A 14,846-nucleotide genomic window follows, 5' to 3' on the forward strand; every position below is an offset into this window, starting at 1 on the left:
AAATACCTGCGATATGTTTTGCAGACACTCCTTATGCAACTCGCAAACAGCGTTGAGTAGTGCGATTGCTCAGGAGGTGGATTTGCCACCGCAGCCGAACGCAGCGTTTGGCTGATGTTACAGATCGTGACCTCAGCAACATTCTGCGAAAGTTTCCGTCCTCTCCGGCAAGACTCCACGACTACCCTTCAAAAACCCGCAGGAAGCGGCCCCCGTTTAGCTCAAGGAACGACCATGTCCCTCTCCATCGTCCACAGCCGCGCCCAGGTCGGCGTGGAGGCGCCAGCCGTTACTGTTGAAGTCCATCTGGCCAATGGTTTGCCGTCGCTGACCATGGTCGGCCTGCCCGAGGCGGCGGTGAAGGAAAGCAAGGATCGGGTGCGCAGCGCGATCATCAATTCGGGGCTGCAATTTCCGGCGCGACGGATCACGTTGAATCTGGCGCCCGCGGATTTGCCCAAGGATGGCGGGCGGTTCGATCTGGCGATTGCCTTGGGGATTCTCTCGGCCAGCGTGCAGGTGCCGACGCTGACACTGGATGACGTGGAGTGCCTGGGGGAGCTGGCGCTTTCCGGTGCAGTGCGGCCCGTCCGTGGGGTGCTGCCGGCGGCATTGGCGGCGCGCAAGGCCGGGCGCTGGTTGATGGTGCCGCAGGCGAATGCCGAGGAGGCTTGCCTGGCGTCGGGGTTGAAGGTCATTGCAGTGGACCATCTGCTGCAGGCAGTGGCACATTTCAATGGGCACACGCCCATCGAGCCTTACGTTTCCAATGGTTTGCTCTACGCCAGTAAACCCTATCCCGACTTGAACGAAGTTCAGGGGCAAATGGCAGCCAAACGCGCGCTGCTGATTGCAGCAGCGGGTGCACACAACCTGCTGTTCAGCGGGCCACCAGGTACGGGCAAGACACTTCTGGCGAGCCGATTACCAGGGCTGTTGCCACCCTTGGCCGAAAACGAAGCACTGGAGGTCGCGGCGATTCAGTCAGTCGCCAGCTGTGTGCCGCTGAGCCACTGGCCGCAGCGACCGTTTCGCCAGCCACATCACTCTGCATCAGGTCCTGCACTGGTCGGTGGCGGCTCGAAACCGCAACCCGGCGAAATCACCCTCGCCCACCACGGTGTGCTGTTCCTTGATGAACTCCCGGAATTTGATCGCAAGGTACTGGAGGTACTGAGAGAACCGCTGGAATCCGGCCACATCGTGATTTCCCGCGCCAAGGACCGCGTACGCTTCCCGGCTCGCTTTCAACTGGTCGCTGCGATGAATCCCTGCCCCTGTGGATATCTTGGCGAACCCAGTGGCCGTTGTTCCTGTACGCCGGACATGGTTCAGCGCTATCGCAACAAACTGTCGGGGCCACTGCTGGATCGTATCGACCTGCACCTGACGGTTGCTCGCGAAGCCACGGCATTGAATCCTGCGTTAAAACCCGGCGACGACACTGCCACTGCCGCCGAATTGGTTGCCGATGCACGAGAACGGCAACAAAAGCGCCAAGGCTGTGCCAATGCCTTTCTCGACTTACCGGGCCTGCGTAGACACTGCAAGTTATCCACAACAGACGAAACCTGGCTGGAGACGGCGTGTGAACGACTGACCTTGTCACTGCGAGCGGCCCATCGACTGCTCAAAGTAGCGCGCACTCTGGCGGACCTTGAACAAGTCGATGAGATCAGACGCGAGCACTTGGCCGAAGCGCTGCAATATAGGCCAACAACACTCTAGTCAGCATCACCCCTTGCTGAGATCAACCAACGGCGTCTGCCGCACCTCAGTCTCCCGCCCACCCTGAATCTCGCTCACCTGCTTCAGCGCCTTATCCACAGCGGTCTTATCCGCCAGCAAGCCGTAGCTGATGCGGAACTGCTTCTGCTCCTTCGGCCCAATCATTGGCACCAGGTTCAGTGGCCGCTGATACCGGCGGTTGTAGGAAAAACTTGTGCCTGGCTCCAGCCCCGTGACATAGCCCTGCCCTTGGGTATCGGTGTTTTTCCACAGGGAGAACACGGGCAGTGTTTGAGTGTTGAAACCGACCGAGACGCCCAGGCTGCCGGCCTTGTTATGCAGGACGGTCAATGTATCGCCCTTGGCATCGGCGTACGGCACTACGTTGTAAACCGTTTCGTCGTAGTCCTTGGTCGGTGCACGATAGGTTTGCCAGTCCGGCAAATCGCTTTTGGCTTTATCGTTGAACGGCGACACCTGTTTCACCGGCGCGGCAAAGCGGGCGCCCTGCTCCAGGAATGGGGTGCTGAAGTTGCTGTGATACAGCGCCTGGTATTCCTTCGGATAGTCGCCGTTGTTGGTCAGGGTGTCGTTGAGGGCGAACGCTACGCTGCCGGGCTCGGTGACCAGTTCGGTCGCGACCGAGAAGTCGACTTTCTTGAAAGCCTGTTCTTTCAGCTCGCCGCGCAGGCTGATGGCGTACGGCGGTTTTTCATCGATGTGCAGAGTGACTTTGTTGGCCGGGATATTGGCAGCGCGACCGTGCAGGGTCAGCAGTTCGCCGTTGTCGATGCCGGGGTGGCCGACCCATTCGTAGCCGCAGCGGGTGACCAATTCATTGAAGCCTTCCAGCCAGCCCAGGCCACCACGGCCGTTGAGTTCGATGAAGGACGGATTGACCACTTCCTTGACTGGCGAATCCCAACCCATGCGCACGTTACCGACCGAGGCCTGCAGGACGTTCATGCCGCGAGTTGGAACTACCGAAAGTTTCATCGTGCCGTTATCGATGTCGACGATGCTGACGCCTTCCTGCCGACCGCCGTGCAAGGTGCGCAGGGTCACGCTGAAAGGTTTGTCGGTTTTTACGCCGAGTTGCTGGCTGGTGATTTGCCAGTTCTGGGCGGCTTTGTCGGTGTCGAGCAGGACGTAATCCCAGGCTAGGGCTTGGGAGGCAGCGGACAGTGCGCTGAGGGCAACGAAGAGTTTGAGTGGGGTCATGGCAATAGCCTTTCTTGGAGTTGTGCCATTTTTATAGACCTGAAGAAACGTTTCAGCAAGCATAAAAGTGGAGACATCGGTGGCAAATGCCAAGAAAGACACTTGATCCGCAGATGTGCGACAAACGGAAATTGAGTCGATGCCATCGATTCAGTCCAGGCGTTCGACATCCGGTAACTCCATGGCCCGGACCTCGCCTTGCAGGAAATCGCTGAGGCGACGCAAACGCTCGCCACCGGGCCGGGTTTTCGGCCAGACCAGGTAATAATTCTCACCACTGGCGACGGCGGTCGGCCACGGCAAACTCAGACGTCCCTGCGCAACATCCTCCGCCACCATCAGCAAATCGCCCATGGACACGCCGTAACCTCGAGCGGCAGCGATCATGCCCAGCTCCAGCGTATCGAACACTTGCCCGCCCTTGAGCGAGATTCGATCGGTCAGGCCCATGCGCTCCAGCCAGTTGCGCCAGTCACGGCGGTCCGGTGTCGGATGCAGCAGCTCGGTACTGGCCAGACGCGTAACGTCCCACGGTTGATCCTTCAGAAGATTCGGCGCGCCCACCGGAATCAGCTCTTCGGGGAACAGGAAAGTCGCCTCCCAGTCCGGGGGAAAATGCCCGTTGCTGAGGATGACAGCGCAGTCAAAGGGTTCGTGGTTGAAGTCCACCGTATCGATGTCCATCCAGGCGCTGGTCAATTGCACTTCGTTCCCCGGTCGCAGGTGCCGGAAACGACTGAGCCGCGCCAACAGCCAACGCATGGTCAAGGTCGACGGGGCTTTCATGCGCAGGATATCGTCCTCGGCGCGCAAGGTATTGCAGGCGCGCTCCAGGGCGGTGAAGCCTTCGCGGATGCCCGGCAACAGCAAACGGGCCGACTCGGTCAGTTGCAGGTTGCGGCCACTGCGGTGAAACAAGCGGCAGGCAAAATGCTCTTCGAGCGTACGAATATGTCGGCTGACCGCACTCTGGGTAATCGACAGTTCTTCGGCGGCGCGAGTAAACGAGCTATGCCGCGCCGCCGCTTCGAATGCTCGAAGGGCATACAAGGGAGGAAGACGACGGGACATCAGGAAAGCTCCTACAGCACGATTGCTTCAACTTATCGGAAACTCTCTCACATGAGTTTTAATCATGCCACCCATCCTTTTTATCCCTTTGTGCAAACCCCGCAGAGCGCCGAGAATCGACGCTTCCTGTTTTCTCTGACAATCGAGCGTGATGATCATGCAGCATCCAGCACGTACTGAACTCCGGGCCATCCTGCGGCTGGCGGGGCCGCTGATTGCCTCGCAGTTGGCGCACATGCTGATGGTCCTCACCGACACCCTGATGATGGCGCGCCTGAGTCCCGAAGCACTGGCCGGTGGCGGGCTCGGTGCAGCGACCTATTCGTTCGTGTCGATTTTCTGCATCGGCGTGATCGCGGCGGTCGGCACACTGGTGGCGATCCGTCAGGGTGCCGGCGATATTGTCGGGGCTACCCGGCTGACCCAGGCCGGGTTGTGGCTGGCATGGCTGATGGCGCTGGCCGCCGGTTTGCTGCTGTGGAACCTCAAACCGGTACTGTTGTTATTCGGCCAGACCGAAAGCAACGTCCAGATGGCCGGGCAGTTTTTGATCTTCCTGCCGTTCGCCCTGCCCGGCTACCTGAGCTTCATGGCCCTGCGCGGGTTCACCAGTGCCATTGGCCGTGCGACACCGGTGATGGTCATCAGCCTGGGCGGAACCGTGGCCAATTTCCTGCTCAACTATGCGCTGATTACCGGGATGTTCGGCCTGCCGAAACCGGGATTGATGGGCATCGGGCTGGTCACGGCGATTGTCGCCAACCTGATGGCACTCGCACTGGCGTGGCACATTCGGCGGCATCCGGCTTATGAGGCCTATCCGCTGCGTCAGGGCCTGTCTCGGCTGAACCGCCAGTACCTGAAGGAGCTGTGGCGTCTGGGCCTGCCGATTGGCGGTACCTATGCCGTGGAGGTCGGGCTGTTTGCCTTCGCTGCGCTGTGCATGGGCACCATGGGCAGCACACAACTGGGCGCGCACCAGATCGCCCTGCAAATCGTCTCGGTGGCATTCATGGTCCCGGCGGGTATTTCCTACGCGATCACCATGCGTATCGGTCAGCACTACGGTGCCGGGCAACTGTTGGATGCACGGCTGGCCGGGCGGGTCGGTATTGCATTCGGGGCGGCGGCGATGCTGTGTTTCGCCATGGTCTTCTGGTTGCTGCCAAACCAGTTGGTCAGTTTGTTTCTCGACCACAATGACCCGGCGTTTCGCGATGTCATCAACCTTGCCGTGAGCCTGTTGGCGGTGGCGGCCTGGTTCGAGCTGTTCGACGGCGTGCAAACCATTGCCATGGGCTGCATTCGCGGACTCAAGGATGCCAAGACCACTTTCCTCGTCGGCCTGGGTTGCTATTGGCTGATCGGCGCACCGGCGGCGTGGTGGATGGCGTTCCATTTGCAGTGGGGGCCAACGGGTGTCTGGTGGGGCCTGGCGCTGGGGCTGGCGTGCGCGGCGGTGAGCCTGACGTTGGGATTTGAATGGAAGATGAAACGGATGATCAAGCGGGACACGACGTCAGAGCAGCGCTTCGAGGTCGCTCAGACAGACTGATATCCCTTGTAGGAGTGAGCCTGCTCGCGATAGCGAACTATCAGCCGACATGAATGTTGACTGACCTGGCCTCATCGCGAGCAGGCTCACTCCTACAGGGGGTCGTGGGGTTTTTAATTCACGATTTCCAGCATCGACTGCTGATTGCTGCCAAACATCAGATACTCCACCAGCTCAGCCAACGGCAAAGGCTTGCTGATCAAATATCCCTGCACCTGATCGCATTCAAATCCGCGCAGCAGATCCAGTTGCTCCGGCGTTTCCACACCTTCTGCGACCACCTCAAGGTTGAGGTTGTGCGCCAGGTTGATCATCGCGTGGACCAGCTTGCGGTTTTCCTCACGCTGTTCCATGCCGCCGACAAAGCTCTTGTCGATCTTCAGCAAGGTGATCGGCAGACTGTTGAGGTGCACGAAGGACGAGAAACCGGTGCCGAAGTCGTCGAGGGAGAAGCGCACACCGAGACGCCCGAGAGCGTCCATGGTCTGCTTGACCAGATCGCTGCGGCGCATCACGGCGGTTTCGGTCAGCTCGAATTCCAGCCACTGCGCCTCGACGCCACGCTCGGCAATCAGGCGACTCAAGGTCGAAAGCAACTGACTGTCCTGGAATTGCCGGAACGACAGGTTGATTGCCATGTGCAATGGCGGCAAACCCAGCTCAAGCAGCGCCTGCATGTCGCGCAAGGCCCGGGAAATCACCCAGTAGCCCAGCGGCACGATCAGACCGCTTTGCTCAGCCAGCGGCACGAACTCACTCGGCGGCAACAAGCCGCGCTCGGCATGGCGCCAGCGCACCAGGGCTTCGAGGCCGACGATTTGCCCGTCTGCGAGGTTCAGCCGTGGCTGGTAGTGCAGCTCCAGCTCATCGCGGCGCAGCGCCCGGCGCAGCTCGGTTTCGAGGTCGGCGATGCTGCGGGCATTGCGGTTGATGCGTTCGTTGAAAATGTGAAAGGTGCAGCCCTGGGTGCTTTTGGCCTGCTGCATGGCGATATGTGCATGCCACATCAGCGGATCCGCATCGGTCTGGGCCCGGGCGTAGGCGATGCCCAGGCTGGAACCGATCAGCAGGCTTTCGCCGTCGACCCAATAAGGCTCGGCCAATGCTTCGCTGATGCGTTCGGCCATCCACTCGGCACGCTGGGGAGCGCGACGGGTGTCGATCAGCAAAGCGAATTCATCGCTGCCCAGGCGTGCCAGTTGATCGCCGGTCTCGAGCTGGCTCTTGAGCCGCGCCACCACTTGCAGGATCAAACGGTCACCGGCCTGATGGCCAAGGGCATCGTTGGCATAACGAAAGTTGTCGAGGTCGAGATGACCGAGGGCCAGGCCGCGCCCGTCGTTTTCCGCCAGCCGCGCGGTCAGCAGGGTCTGGAAGCCCTGGCGATTGGCGATGCCAGTGAGCGGATCTTGCTCGGCCAGGCGTTGCAGAGTGTTTTCCAGGACGCCACGCTCGCGCACATGACGCAGGCAGCGGCGCAACATGCCGGTATCGAGCAGATCGCGCACCAGCCAGTCACTCACACCGTCGGGCGGGGTCAGCGGCTCATGGTCGAGCAGCAACACCGTCGGCAGGCCGCAACGGCCCGGCGCCGGTTGAAGTTGCGGGATGGTCAATAACACCGCGCTGCGGTTGTCATCGAACAGGCTGCTGACCGACTCCCAACTCGGCGCGCTGATGAGAACGGCCGAGCTCCCCATAGGAACCAGACACTCGCGCAACAACGCTGCCCACGCTGGCTCTTCGGCCAGTAGCAGCAAACGCAAGGGTTCGACAGGCGTAGACAAGCTAGCTCCCTAGACTCTGCAAAGATGTAGGCGACGGGCATTATGCCGTTCCGATGACTAATGACAATGACATCAGTTATCAAATCGAGCCCTTTGCATCTGGAATTACGAACATTAGCCGCAAATTCATTGCGCATCCTGCGTGAAAGTAACAAAACCGGCAATTACAGATAGCGTGGTACGTCACAAGTCGGACAGAGCAGCACAATTCGCTGAGCCTGTTAAAATGCCGGCCCATTTTGTGACTGACTCCTGAATTTACCTATGTCCCGACTCAATCCCCGGCAGCAAGAAGCCGTGAGCTACGTCGGCGGCCCTCTTTTGGTGCTCGCCGGCGCCGGCTCCGGCAAGACCAGCGTGATCACGCGCAAAATCGCGCACCTGATCCAGAACTGCGGCATTCGCGCCCAGTACATCGTCGCCATGACCTTTACCAACAAGGCCGCCCGCGAGATGAAGGAACGGGTTGGCACTCTGCTGCGTGCCGGTGAAGGTCGTGGGCTGACGGTCTGCACGTTCCACAACCTGGGCCTGAACATCATCCGCAAGGAACACGTGCGGCTGGGCTACAAACCGGGCTTCTCGATCTTCGACGAGACTGACGTCAAAGCCCTGATGACCGACATCATGCAGAAGGAATACTCGGGCGACGACGGCGTCGACGAGATCAAGAACATGATTGGCGCCTGGAAAAACGACCTGATCCTGCCGGCCCGGGCCCTGGAAAACGCGCGCAACCCCAAGGAACAGACTGCCGCCATCGTCTACACCCACTATCAGCGCACGCTCAAGGCGTTCAACGCGGTGGACTTCGACGACCTGATCCTGCTGCCGGTGAAGCTGTTCGAAGAGCACGCCGACATCCTGGAAAAGTGGCAGAACAAGGTGCGCTACCTGCTGGTCGATGAATACCAGGACACCAACGCCAGCCAGTACCTGCTGGTAAAAATGCTCATCGGCAAACGCAACCAGTTCACCGTGGTAGGTGACGACGACCAGTCGATCTATGCCTGGCGTGGTGCCCGCCCGGAAAACCTGATGCTGCTCAAGGAAGACTACCCGTCCTTGAAAGTGGTGATGCTGGAGCAGAATTACCGCTCCACCAGCCGCATCCTGCGTTGCGCCAACGTGCTGATCTCGAACAACCCCCACGAATTCGAAAAGCAGCTGTGGAGTGAAATGGGCCACGGCGACGAGATCCGCGTGATCCGCTGCCGCAACGAGGACGCCGAGGCCGAGCGCGTGGCCATGGAAATCCTCAGCCTGCACTTGCGCACCGACCGCCCGTACAGTGATTTCGCGATCCTCTATCGCGGCAACTACCAGGCCAAGCTGATCGAGCTGAAGTTGCAGCATCACCAGGTGCCGTATCGCCTGTCTGGCGGCAACAGCTTTTTCGGACGTCAGGAAGTGAAGGACCTGATGGCCTACTTCCGCCTGATCGTGAACCCGGATGACGATAACGCCTTCCTGCGGGTGATCAACGTCCCGCGCCGCGAGATCGGCTCGACCACGCTGGAGAAGCTGGGCAACTATGCGACCGAGCGCAAGATCTCGATGTACGCCGCCACCGACGAGATGGGTTTGGGCGAGCATCTGGACAGCCGCTTCACCGATCGCCTGTCGCGCTTCAAGCGCTTCATGGACAGGGTGCGCGAGCAGTGCGCTGGCGAAGACCCGATCTCGGCCCTGCGCAGCATGGTCATGGACATCGACTACGAGAACTGGCTGCGCACCAACAGCTCCAGCGACAAGGCCGCCGACTACCGCATGGGTAACGTCTGGTTCCTGATCGAGGCGCTGAAGAACACCCTGGAAAAAGACGAAGAAGGCGAGATGACCGTCGAAGACGCCATCGGCAAACTCGTCCTGCGCGACATGCTGGAACGTCAACAGGAAGAGGAAGACGGCGCCGAAGGCGTGCAGATGATGACCTTGCATGCCTCCAAGGGCCTGGAATTCCCCTACGTGTTCATCATGGGCATGGAAGAGGAAATCCTCCCGCACCGCTCCAGCATCGAAGCCGACACCATCGAAGAAGAACGTCGCCTGGCCTACGTGGGCATTACCCGCGCGCGCCAGACCCTGGCCTTCACCTTCGCCGCCAAGCGCAAGCAGTACGGCGAGATCATCGATTGCGCGCCGAGCCGTTTCCTCGATGAGCTGCCGCCGGACGATCTGGCCTGGGAAGGTAACGACGACACACCGACCGAAGTCAAAGCCGTGCGAGGCAACAACGCATTGGCGGATATACGCGCGATGTTAAAGCGCTAGAATTGACCACTTTTACATGACCTTCGGCGCACAGGCGCCAAAAGAGGACAGCTTCATGGAAGCCCTGCACAAGAAAATTCGCGAAGAAGGCATCGTGCTTTCCGACCAGGTCCTGAAAGTCGACGCCTTTCTGAACCACCAGATCGACCCGGCCCTGATGAAGCTGATCGGCGACGAATTCGCCACGCTGTTCAAGGATTCGGGCATCACCAAGATCGTCACCATCGAAGCCTCGGGCATCGCCCCGGCGATCATGACCGGTCTGAACCTCGGCGTGCCGGTGATTTTCGCCCGCAAGCACCAGTCCCTGACCCTGACCGAAAACCTTCTGTCGGCAACCGTGTACTCGTTCACCAAGCAGACCGAAAGCACCGTCGCGATCTCCCCGCGCCACCTGACCAGCAGCGACCGTGTGCTGATCATCGATGACTTCCTGGCCAACGGTAAGGCGTCCCAGGCGCTGATTTCGATCATCAAACAGGCCGGCGCTACCGTTGCCGGTTTGGGGATCGTGATCGAGAAGTCATTCCAGGGCGGCCGTGCGGAACTGGACTCGCAGGGTTATCGCGTAGAGTCCCTGGCCCGGGTGAAGTCGCTGAAAGATGGCGTTGTGACCTTCATCGAATAAAGCCACACCGCAATGCCCCCTGTAGGAGCTGGCTTGCCAGCGAAGAGGCCATCACATCCAACATCTTTGTTGTTTGTCACGCCGCCTTCGCTGGCAAGCCAGCTCCTACAAGCGAGCGCGTGCAGTCGCCTTGAGGCCTGTGAGCAGCAGGCGCTGATACAAATCCTCCTTCAGCCCCTCCGAGTTGGCCAGTTGCATGCGCTCCAGATGCTCCGCAAACGCTGCAGGCTCCGGGGCATCCAACGCTGCCTTGCCCAATTCCAGCACCTCGCTCAGCTTGAACTTGCTCTTGAGCCAGTTCAGTGCCCGCAACAGAACACGCTCGACCTCGGTGAAATCGCAGCCCAGCGGATACTCTGGAAACAGCAGCGGATGCCGTGCCTGAATCGCCTGCAAACGCTGCGGACTGTTATCGGTAAAGCGTGGTTCGAGACGAAAGTCCTTGGGCAATTTGCCGACTTTCTGCGCCTGCTCGATCAATCCCGATTGAAAACGCGAGTCGCTGATATTGAGCAAGGCCTCAATCACTGCCGCATCGGTTTTGCCGCGAAGATCGGCGATGCCGTACTCGGTGACCACGATGTCCCGCAGATGCCGCGGAATCGTGCAGTGACCATACTCCCAGACGATGTTCGAGCTGACGTCGCCGCCGGACTCGCGCCAGCTGCGCAGCAGCAACACCGAGCGCGCGCCTGCCAGCGCATGGCCCTGAACCACGAAGTTGTATTGCCCGCCTACGCCGCTGAGCACACGTCCGTCTTCGAGCTGATCCGCCACCGCCGCACCGAGCAAGGTCACGGTGAACGCGGTGTTGATGAACCGCGCATCCAGGCGTTGCAAGCGCTTGAGTTCTTCCTGGCCGTAGAGCTCGTTGATGTAGCTGATGCGGGTCATATTGAATGCAAGCCGCTTGCTTTGCGGCAACTCGCGCAAACGCTCGTAGTAGCTGCGCGGACCGAGGAAAAATCCGCCGTGCACCGAGATGCCATCGGTTTGCGCAGTCTCGTCGAGGGTGCCGGCATTCGCCTGCTGTTGGGTAGCCACGTCTGGATACACCTTGCGCCGCACGATCCCGGCATCGGCCAGCACCAGCAAGCCATTGACGAACATTTCACTGCAGCCGTACAGACCCTTGGCGAAGGGTTCGATGCCGCCTTCGCGCTCGATCAGTTGCGCCCACTGGCTAAGGTTTACGTCTGCCAGCAAAGCGCTGTATCCGTCGTTGTCGGCTTGCCGTGCCAGCAGCGCTGCCGTCAGCGCATCGCCCATGGAACCGATGCCGATCTGCAAGGTGCCGCCGTCACGCACCAGGGTACTGGCGTGCAGGCCGATGAAATGGTCCTGACACCCCACCGGCATATTCGGCGTGGAGAACAGCGTGGTGTTGTCCTTCTGGTCGATCAGCAAGTCGAAGGTGTCGATGCCGAGTTCCGCATCGCCGGGCATGTAAGGCAGATCGTTGTGCACCTGGCCGACCATCAGGATGGTTTCTCCGGCGGCGCGGCGCTTGGCAATCATCGGCAGCAGGTCGAGGGTGATGTCCGGGTTGCAGCTCAGGCTCAAGCGGTCGGGATGTTCGGCATCGCTGGCCACCAATTGCGCCACCAGGTTCAACCCGGCGGCGTTGATGTCCCGCGCCGCATGGCTGTAGTTGCTGCTGACGTAATCCTGCTGCGCCGCGGCACTGTTGAGCAGGCTGCCAGGCTGCATGAAGAACTGCTGGATATGGATGTTGCCCGGCAGTTGGTCGCGACGCAGGTCGGCGAGAAATTCCAGTTCCGGGTAATCGCCGAACACGCGTTCGATAAAGGGTTCGAGAAATCGCTTTTGCAATCCGTCGCCCAAGGGCGGACGGCCCAGGCACAGCGCGGTGTAGATCGTCAGCCGCCGCTCGGGCAGTTGCGCGATACGTCGATACAACGCGTTGACGAAGTGGTTGGGTTTGCCCAAGCCAAGGGGCAGGCCCATGTGAATGTGGACCGGCAACCGCGCCAGTACGTCATCGACCGCCTGCTCGATAGAACACAGCTGAACCATCGGATCCTCCCTCACGCTCCATGAATTGGGGTTGGTCCGAGCTTGCCGGGTCTTTGCTGCAATGAACAGCCGCCAGGGTCAAATTACAGGCACAAAAAAGCCGCTCGATAGCGGCTTTTCAGCAGCAAGACTCAGGCTTATTTCAGGCCGGACATCTTCTGGATGGCGCCTTTGAGCTCGGCGTCTGCACAATCGGCGCAGGTGCCTTTTGGCGGCATCGAGTTGAGGCCGGAGATCGCCTTGGCGAGCAGGCCGTCAACACCACCTTCTTTCTTGGCACGCTCGCCCCAAGCGGCGGCATCACCGATTTTCGGCGCGCCCAACAGGCCTGAACCGTGGCAAGCGTTGCAATGTTTTGCAATCACTTCATCCGGGGTTTTCGCACCACCGCCGCCACCGGCTGAAGCGGCCACTTCCATGCCCTTGCACTCTTTACCCTGAACACAAACCTGGCCGACTGGCTCAAGGCGTTTGGCGATTTCGTCGTTGGTCACAGCTTGAGCGCTGACACTGACAGCCCATAGGGCCAATACGGTTGCTGGTGCAGCCAGCATTTTCATAATTAGGTTCACGCGTTCACCCTCAATGGTGGCTAGTCACGCCTACGGCCACGGTTCGCAGGCGGGCGCAAGTATAGCGGTAAGCCCGTCGCACTGAAACAACCCCAAAGTCGGAGGGGTCATAGGCTGCGGCGGAAACACAGCCCGGGCGCCTCTGCGATGCTGGCAGGACGCCTCTTTTCTTAGAAGTTCGCCGGCGTGGCTGCGCTGATTAGTCGCGCCGGCACATCGAACGGATTACGGAAACGGTGTGGCTTGGTACTTTCAAAGTAGTAGCTATCGCCGGCTTCGAGGACAAAAGTTTCGAGACCGACCACCAGTTCCAGTTTTCCTTCGACCAGGATGCCGGTTTCCTCACCCTCATGGGTGAGCATCTCGTCACCGGTGTCGGCGCCTGGCGGATAGATTTCATTGAGGAATGCGATCGCCCGGCTCGGATGGGCACGCCCGACCAGTTTCATGGTCACCGCGCCATCGGAAATATCGATCAGCTCGTTGGCCTTGTAGACGATCTGAGTCGGTTTTTCCTGCAGGATTTCTTCGGAAAAGAACTCGACCATGGACATGGGAATCCCGCCCAACACCTTGCGCAGCGAACTGATCGAAGGGCTCACGCTGTTCTTTTCGATCATCGAAATCGTGCTGTTGGTGACCCCCGCCCGTTTGGCGAGCTCACGCTGGGAAAGGCCTTTGAGCCTACGGATGGATTGCAGTCGTTCACCGACGTCCAAAGCTTGCGCCTCCAGGATTCAAAATTGTTGGAATAGTGAGCGTTATCATGGCGACAGCGTTCAGTATTTACAACACTTTGACCTGAATCCTGTTCAGCGAGGCGACTTCCGGTCTGGAGCTTCGGGCACTAAGCCCCGGAATAGAGCAGTGGCACTCGGCGCAGGTTGCAGAATATCTGGTATGGAATCGTGCCGGCAGCCATGGCCACATCACTGGCGAGGATGTTTTTGCCCCACAATTCGACGGTCGAACCGAGGCCGGCCTGCGGCACATCGGTCAGGTCGATGCAGAGCATGTCCATCGATACCCGGCCAATCAGCTGGCTACGCTGACCAGCCACCAACACCGGCGTGCCGGTCGGTGCCGAACGCGGGTAGCCATCGGCGTACCCCATGGCCACGACGCCAATGCGCATCGGTTTGGAGGTGATGAATCTGGCGCCGTAACCGACGGGCTCGCCGGCCGGCAGTTCACGCACACTGATCACTTTCGATTCCAGCGTCATCACCGGTTGCAGGCGCGCAGCCACTTCATTGGCTTCTTCGAACGGCGTGGCGCCATAGAGCATGATGCCCGGACGCACCCAATCGCTCGGAATCTGTGGCCAACCGAGCACTGCTGGCGAGTTGCGCAGGCTGACCTCGGCGTCCAGGCCCTTGCGCGCGGCCTCGAACACCGCAACCTGATCGGCGCTGGCCTGTTCGTGCAACTCATCGGCGCGCGCAAAGTGGCTCATCAGCACCACTTTCGCGGCCTTGCCGCTGGCCAGCAGTCGTTGGTAGGCCGCCTGATAATCCGCCGGATGCAGGCCAACCCGGTGCATGCCCGAGTCGAGCTTGAGCCACACCGTGATCGGTTTGCTCAACGCCGCTTTCTCGATGGCTTCGAGTTGCCACAGCGAATGCACCACGCACCAGAAATCATGCTCGACGATCAGTGCCAGCTCGTCGGCTTCGAAAAAACCTTCCAGCAGCAGGATCGGCGCACGAATGCCCGCCGCCCGCAGCTCCAACGCCTCTTCAATGCAGGCCACGGCAAACCCGTCCGCCTCGGCTTCCAGCGCTTGTGCGCATCGCACAGCGCCATGGCCATAGGCATCGGCCTTGATCACCGCGAGGGCTTTGGCCCCCGTGAGCTCACGGGCGATTTGGTAGTTATTGCGCAGGGCTTGAAGGTCGATCAGGGCACGGGCAGGACGCATGGCGGCAGACTTCTGGTCGGGTTATCGGGAAGAAAAACCGGCGCTGGCTGAC

11 protein-coding genes are annotated in these 14,846 nt (G+C 60.1%); 4 read left to right on the forward strand and 7 right to left on the reverse strand.

From position 1 onward, the window contains the following. Positions 1-234: 234 nt before the first annotated feature. Entirely contained in the window at positions 235-1,728 is a 1,494-nt protein-coding gene (locus AC1D19_RS09320; protein ID WP_477763027.1) for a YifB family Mg chelatase-like AAA ATPase, read from the forward strand. 6 nt (positions 1,729-1,734) lie between these two features. Here AC1D19_RS09320 and AC1D19_RS09325 read toward each other — a convergent pair whose 3' ends face one another. Continuing rightward, positions 1,735-2,949 (reverse strand): aldose 1-epimerase family protein, encoded by a 1,215-nt coding sequence (locus AC1D19_RS09325; protein ID WP_477752282.1) that lies wholly within the window; start codon positions 2,947-2,949, stop codon positions 1,735-1,737. A gap of 150 nt (positions 2,950-3,099) precedes the next feature. Beyond that, positions 3,100-4,020: a LysR substrate-binding domain-containing protein gene (locus tag AC1D19_RS09330; protein ID WP_477752281.1), complete on the reverse strand. Its 921-nt coding sequence runs from the start codon at positions 4,018-4,020 to the stop codon at positions 3,100-3,102. A 157-nt stretch (positions 4,021-4,177) separates the two neighbouring features. Between AC1D19_RS09330 and AC1D19_RS09335 the strand changes: the two genes are divergently transcribed. Continuing rightward, a complete protein-coding gene (locus AC1D19_RS09335; RefSeq protein WP_477763028.1) occupies positions 4,178-5,575 on the forward strand; it encodes a NorM family multidrug efflux MATE transporter in 1,398 nt (465 codons plus the stop codon). Positions 5,576-5,688: 113 nt separating this feature from the next. Here AC1D19_RS09335 and AC1D19_RS09340 read toward each other — a convergent pair whose 3' ends face one another. Beyond that, on the reverse strand, positions 5,689-7,362 hold the full coding sequence (locus AC1D19_RS09340) for a putative bifunctional diguanylate cyclase/phosphodiesterase (RefSeq protein WP_477759734.1): 1,674 nt from the start codon (positions 7,360-7,362) through the stop codon (positions 5,689-5,691). Between the two features lie 264 nt (positions 7,363-7,626). Here AC1D19_RS09340 and rep point away from each other — a divergent pair, with 264 nt between their 5' ends. Together rep and AC1D19_RS09350 are read left to right on the forward strand one after the other, a co-directional pair. Next, complete coding sequence (rep, locus tag AC1D19_RS09345; protein WP_477763029.1) at positions 7,627-9,636, forward strand: DNA helicase Rep; 2,010 nt, start codon at positions 7,627-7,629, stop codon at positions 9,634-9,636. 55 nt (positions 9,637-9,691) lie between these two features. Continuing rightward, positions 9,692-10,264, forward strand: a complete 573-nt coding sequence (locus tag AC1D19_RS09350; protein ID WP_217829247.1) for a xanthine phosphoribosyltransferase — start codon at positions 9,692-9,694, stop codon at positions 10,262-10,264. Positions 10,265-10,369: 105 nt separating this feature from the next. Here the strand turns inward: AC1D19_RS09350 and AC1D19_RS09355 are convergent, their stop codons facing one another. From AC1D19_RS09355 to alr, 4 genes are all read right to left on the reverse strand, one after another. Next, on the reverse strand, positions 10,370-12,301 hold the full coding sequence (locus tag AC1D19_RS09355) for an acetyl-CoA hydrolase/transferase C-terminal domain-containing protein (protein WP_477763030.1): 1,932 nt from the start codon (positions 12,299-12,301) through the stop codon (positions 10,370-10,372). A gap of 137 nt (positions 12,302-12,438) precedes the next feature. Further along, complete coding sequence (locus AC1D19_RS09360) at positions 12,439-12,861, reverse strand: c-type cytochrome (RefSeq protein WP_477752300.1); 423 nt, start codon at positions 12,859-12,861, stop codon at positions 12,439-12,441. Between the two features lie 182 nt (positions 12,862-13,043). Further along, positions 13,044-13,592 (reverse strand): cupin domain-containing protein, encoded by a 549-nt coding sequence (locus AC1D19_RS09365; RefSeq protein ID WP_008023455.1) that lies wholly within the window; start codon positions 13,590-13,592, stop codon positions 13,044-13,046. Positions 13,593-13,720: 128 nt separating this feature from the next. Beyond that, positions 13,721-14,794: an alanine racemase gene (alr, locus tag AC1D19_RS09370; RefSeq protein WP_477763031.1), complete on the reverse strand. Its 1,074-nt coding sequence runs from the start codon at positions 14,792-14,794 to the stop codon at positions 13,721-13,723. Positions 14,795-14,846: the final 52 nt, after the last annotated feature.

The organism is Pseudomonas sp. P1_C12 (assembly GCF_056406435.1).

Excerpts from the sequence above, each read along its gene's own strand:
- AC1D19_RS09320 (WP_477763027.1), top strand. The coding sequence starts at position 235 with ATGTCCCTCTCCATCGTCCACAGCCGCGCCCAGGTCGGCGTGGAGGCG.
- AC1D19_RS09325 (WP_477752282.1), bottom strand. The coding sequence starts at position 2,949 with ATGACCCCACTCAAACTCTTCGTTGCCCTCAGCGCACTGTCCGCTGCC.
- AC1D19_RS09330 (WP_477752281.1), bottom strand. The coding sequence starts at position 4,020 with ATGTCCCGTCGTCTTCCTCCCTTGTATGCCCTTCGAGCATTCGAAGCG.
- AC1D19_RS09335 (WP_477763028.1), top strand. The coding sequence starts at position 4,178 with ATGCAGCATCCAGCACGTACTGAACTCCGGGCCATCCTGCGGCTGGCG.
- rep (WP_477763029.1), top strand. The coding sequence starts at position 7,627 with ATGTCCCGACTCAATCCCCGGCAGCAAGAAGCCGTGAGCTACGTCGGC.
- AC1D19_RS09350 (WP_217829247.1), top strand. The coding sequence starts at position 9,692 with ATGGAAGCCCTGCACAAGAAAATTCGCGAAGAAGGCATCGTGCTTTCC.
- AC1D19_RS09355 (WP_477763030.1), bottom strand. The coding sequence starts at position 12,301 with ATGGTTCAGCTGTGTTCTATCGAGCAGGCGGTCGATGACGTACTGGCG.
- AC1D19_RS09360 (WP_477752300.1), bottom strand. The coding sequence starts at position 12,861 with ATGAAAATGCTGGCTGCACCAGCAACCGTATTGGCCCTATGGGCTGTC.
- alr (WP_477763031.1), bottom strand. The coding sequence starts at position 14,794 with ATGCGTCCTGCCCGTGCCCTGATCGACCTTCAAGCCCTGCGCAATAAC.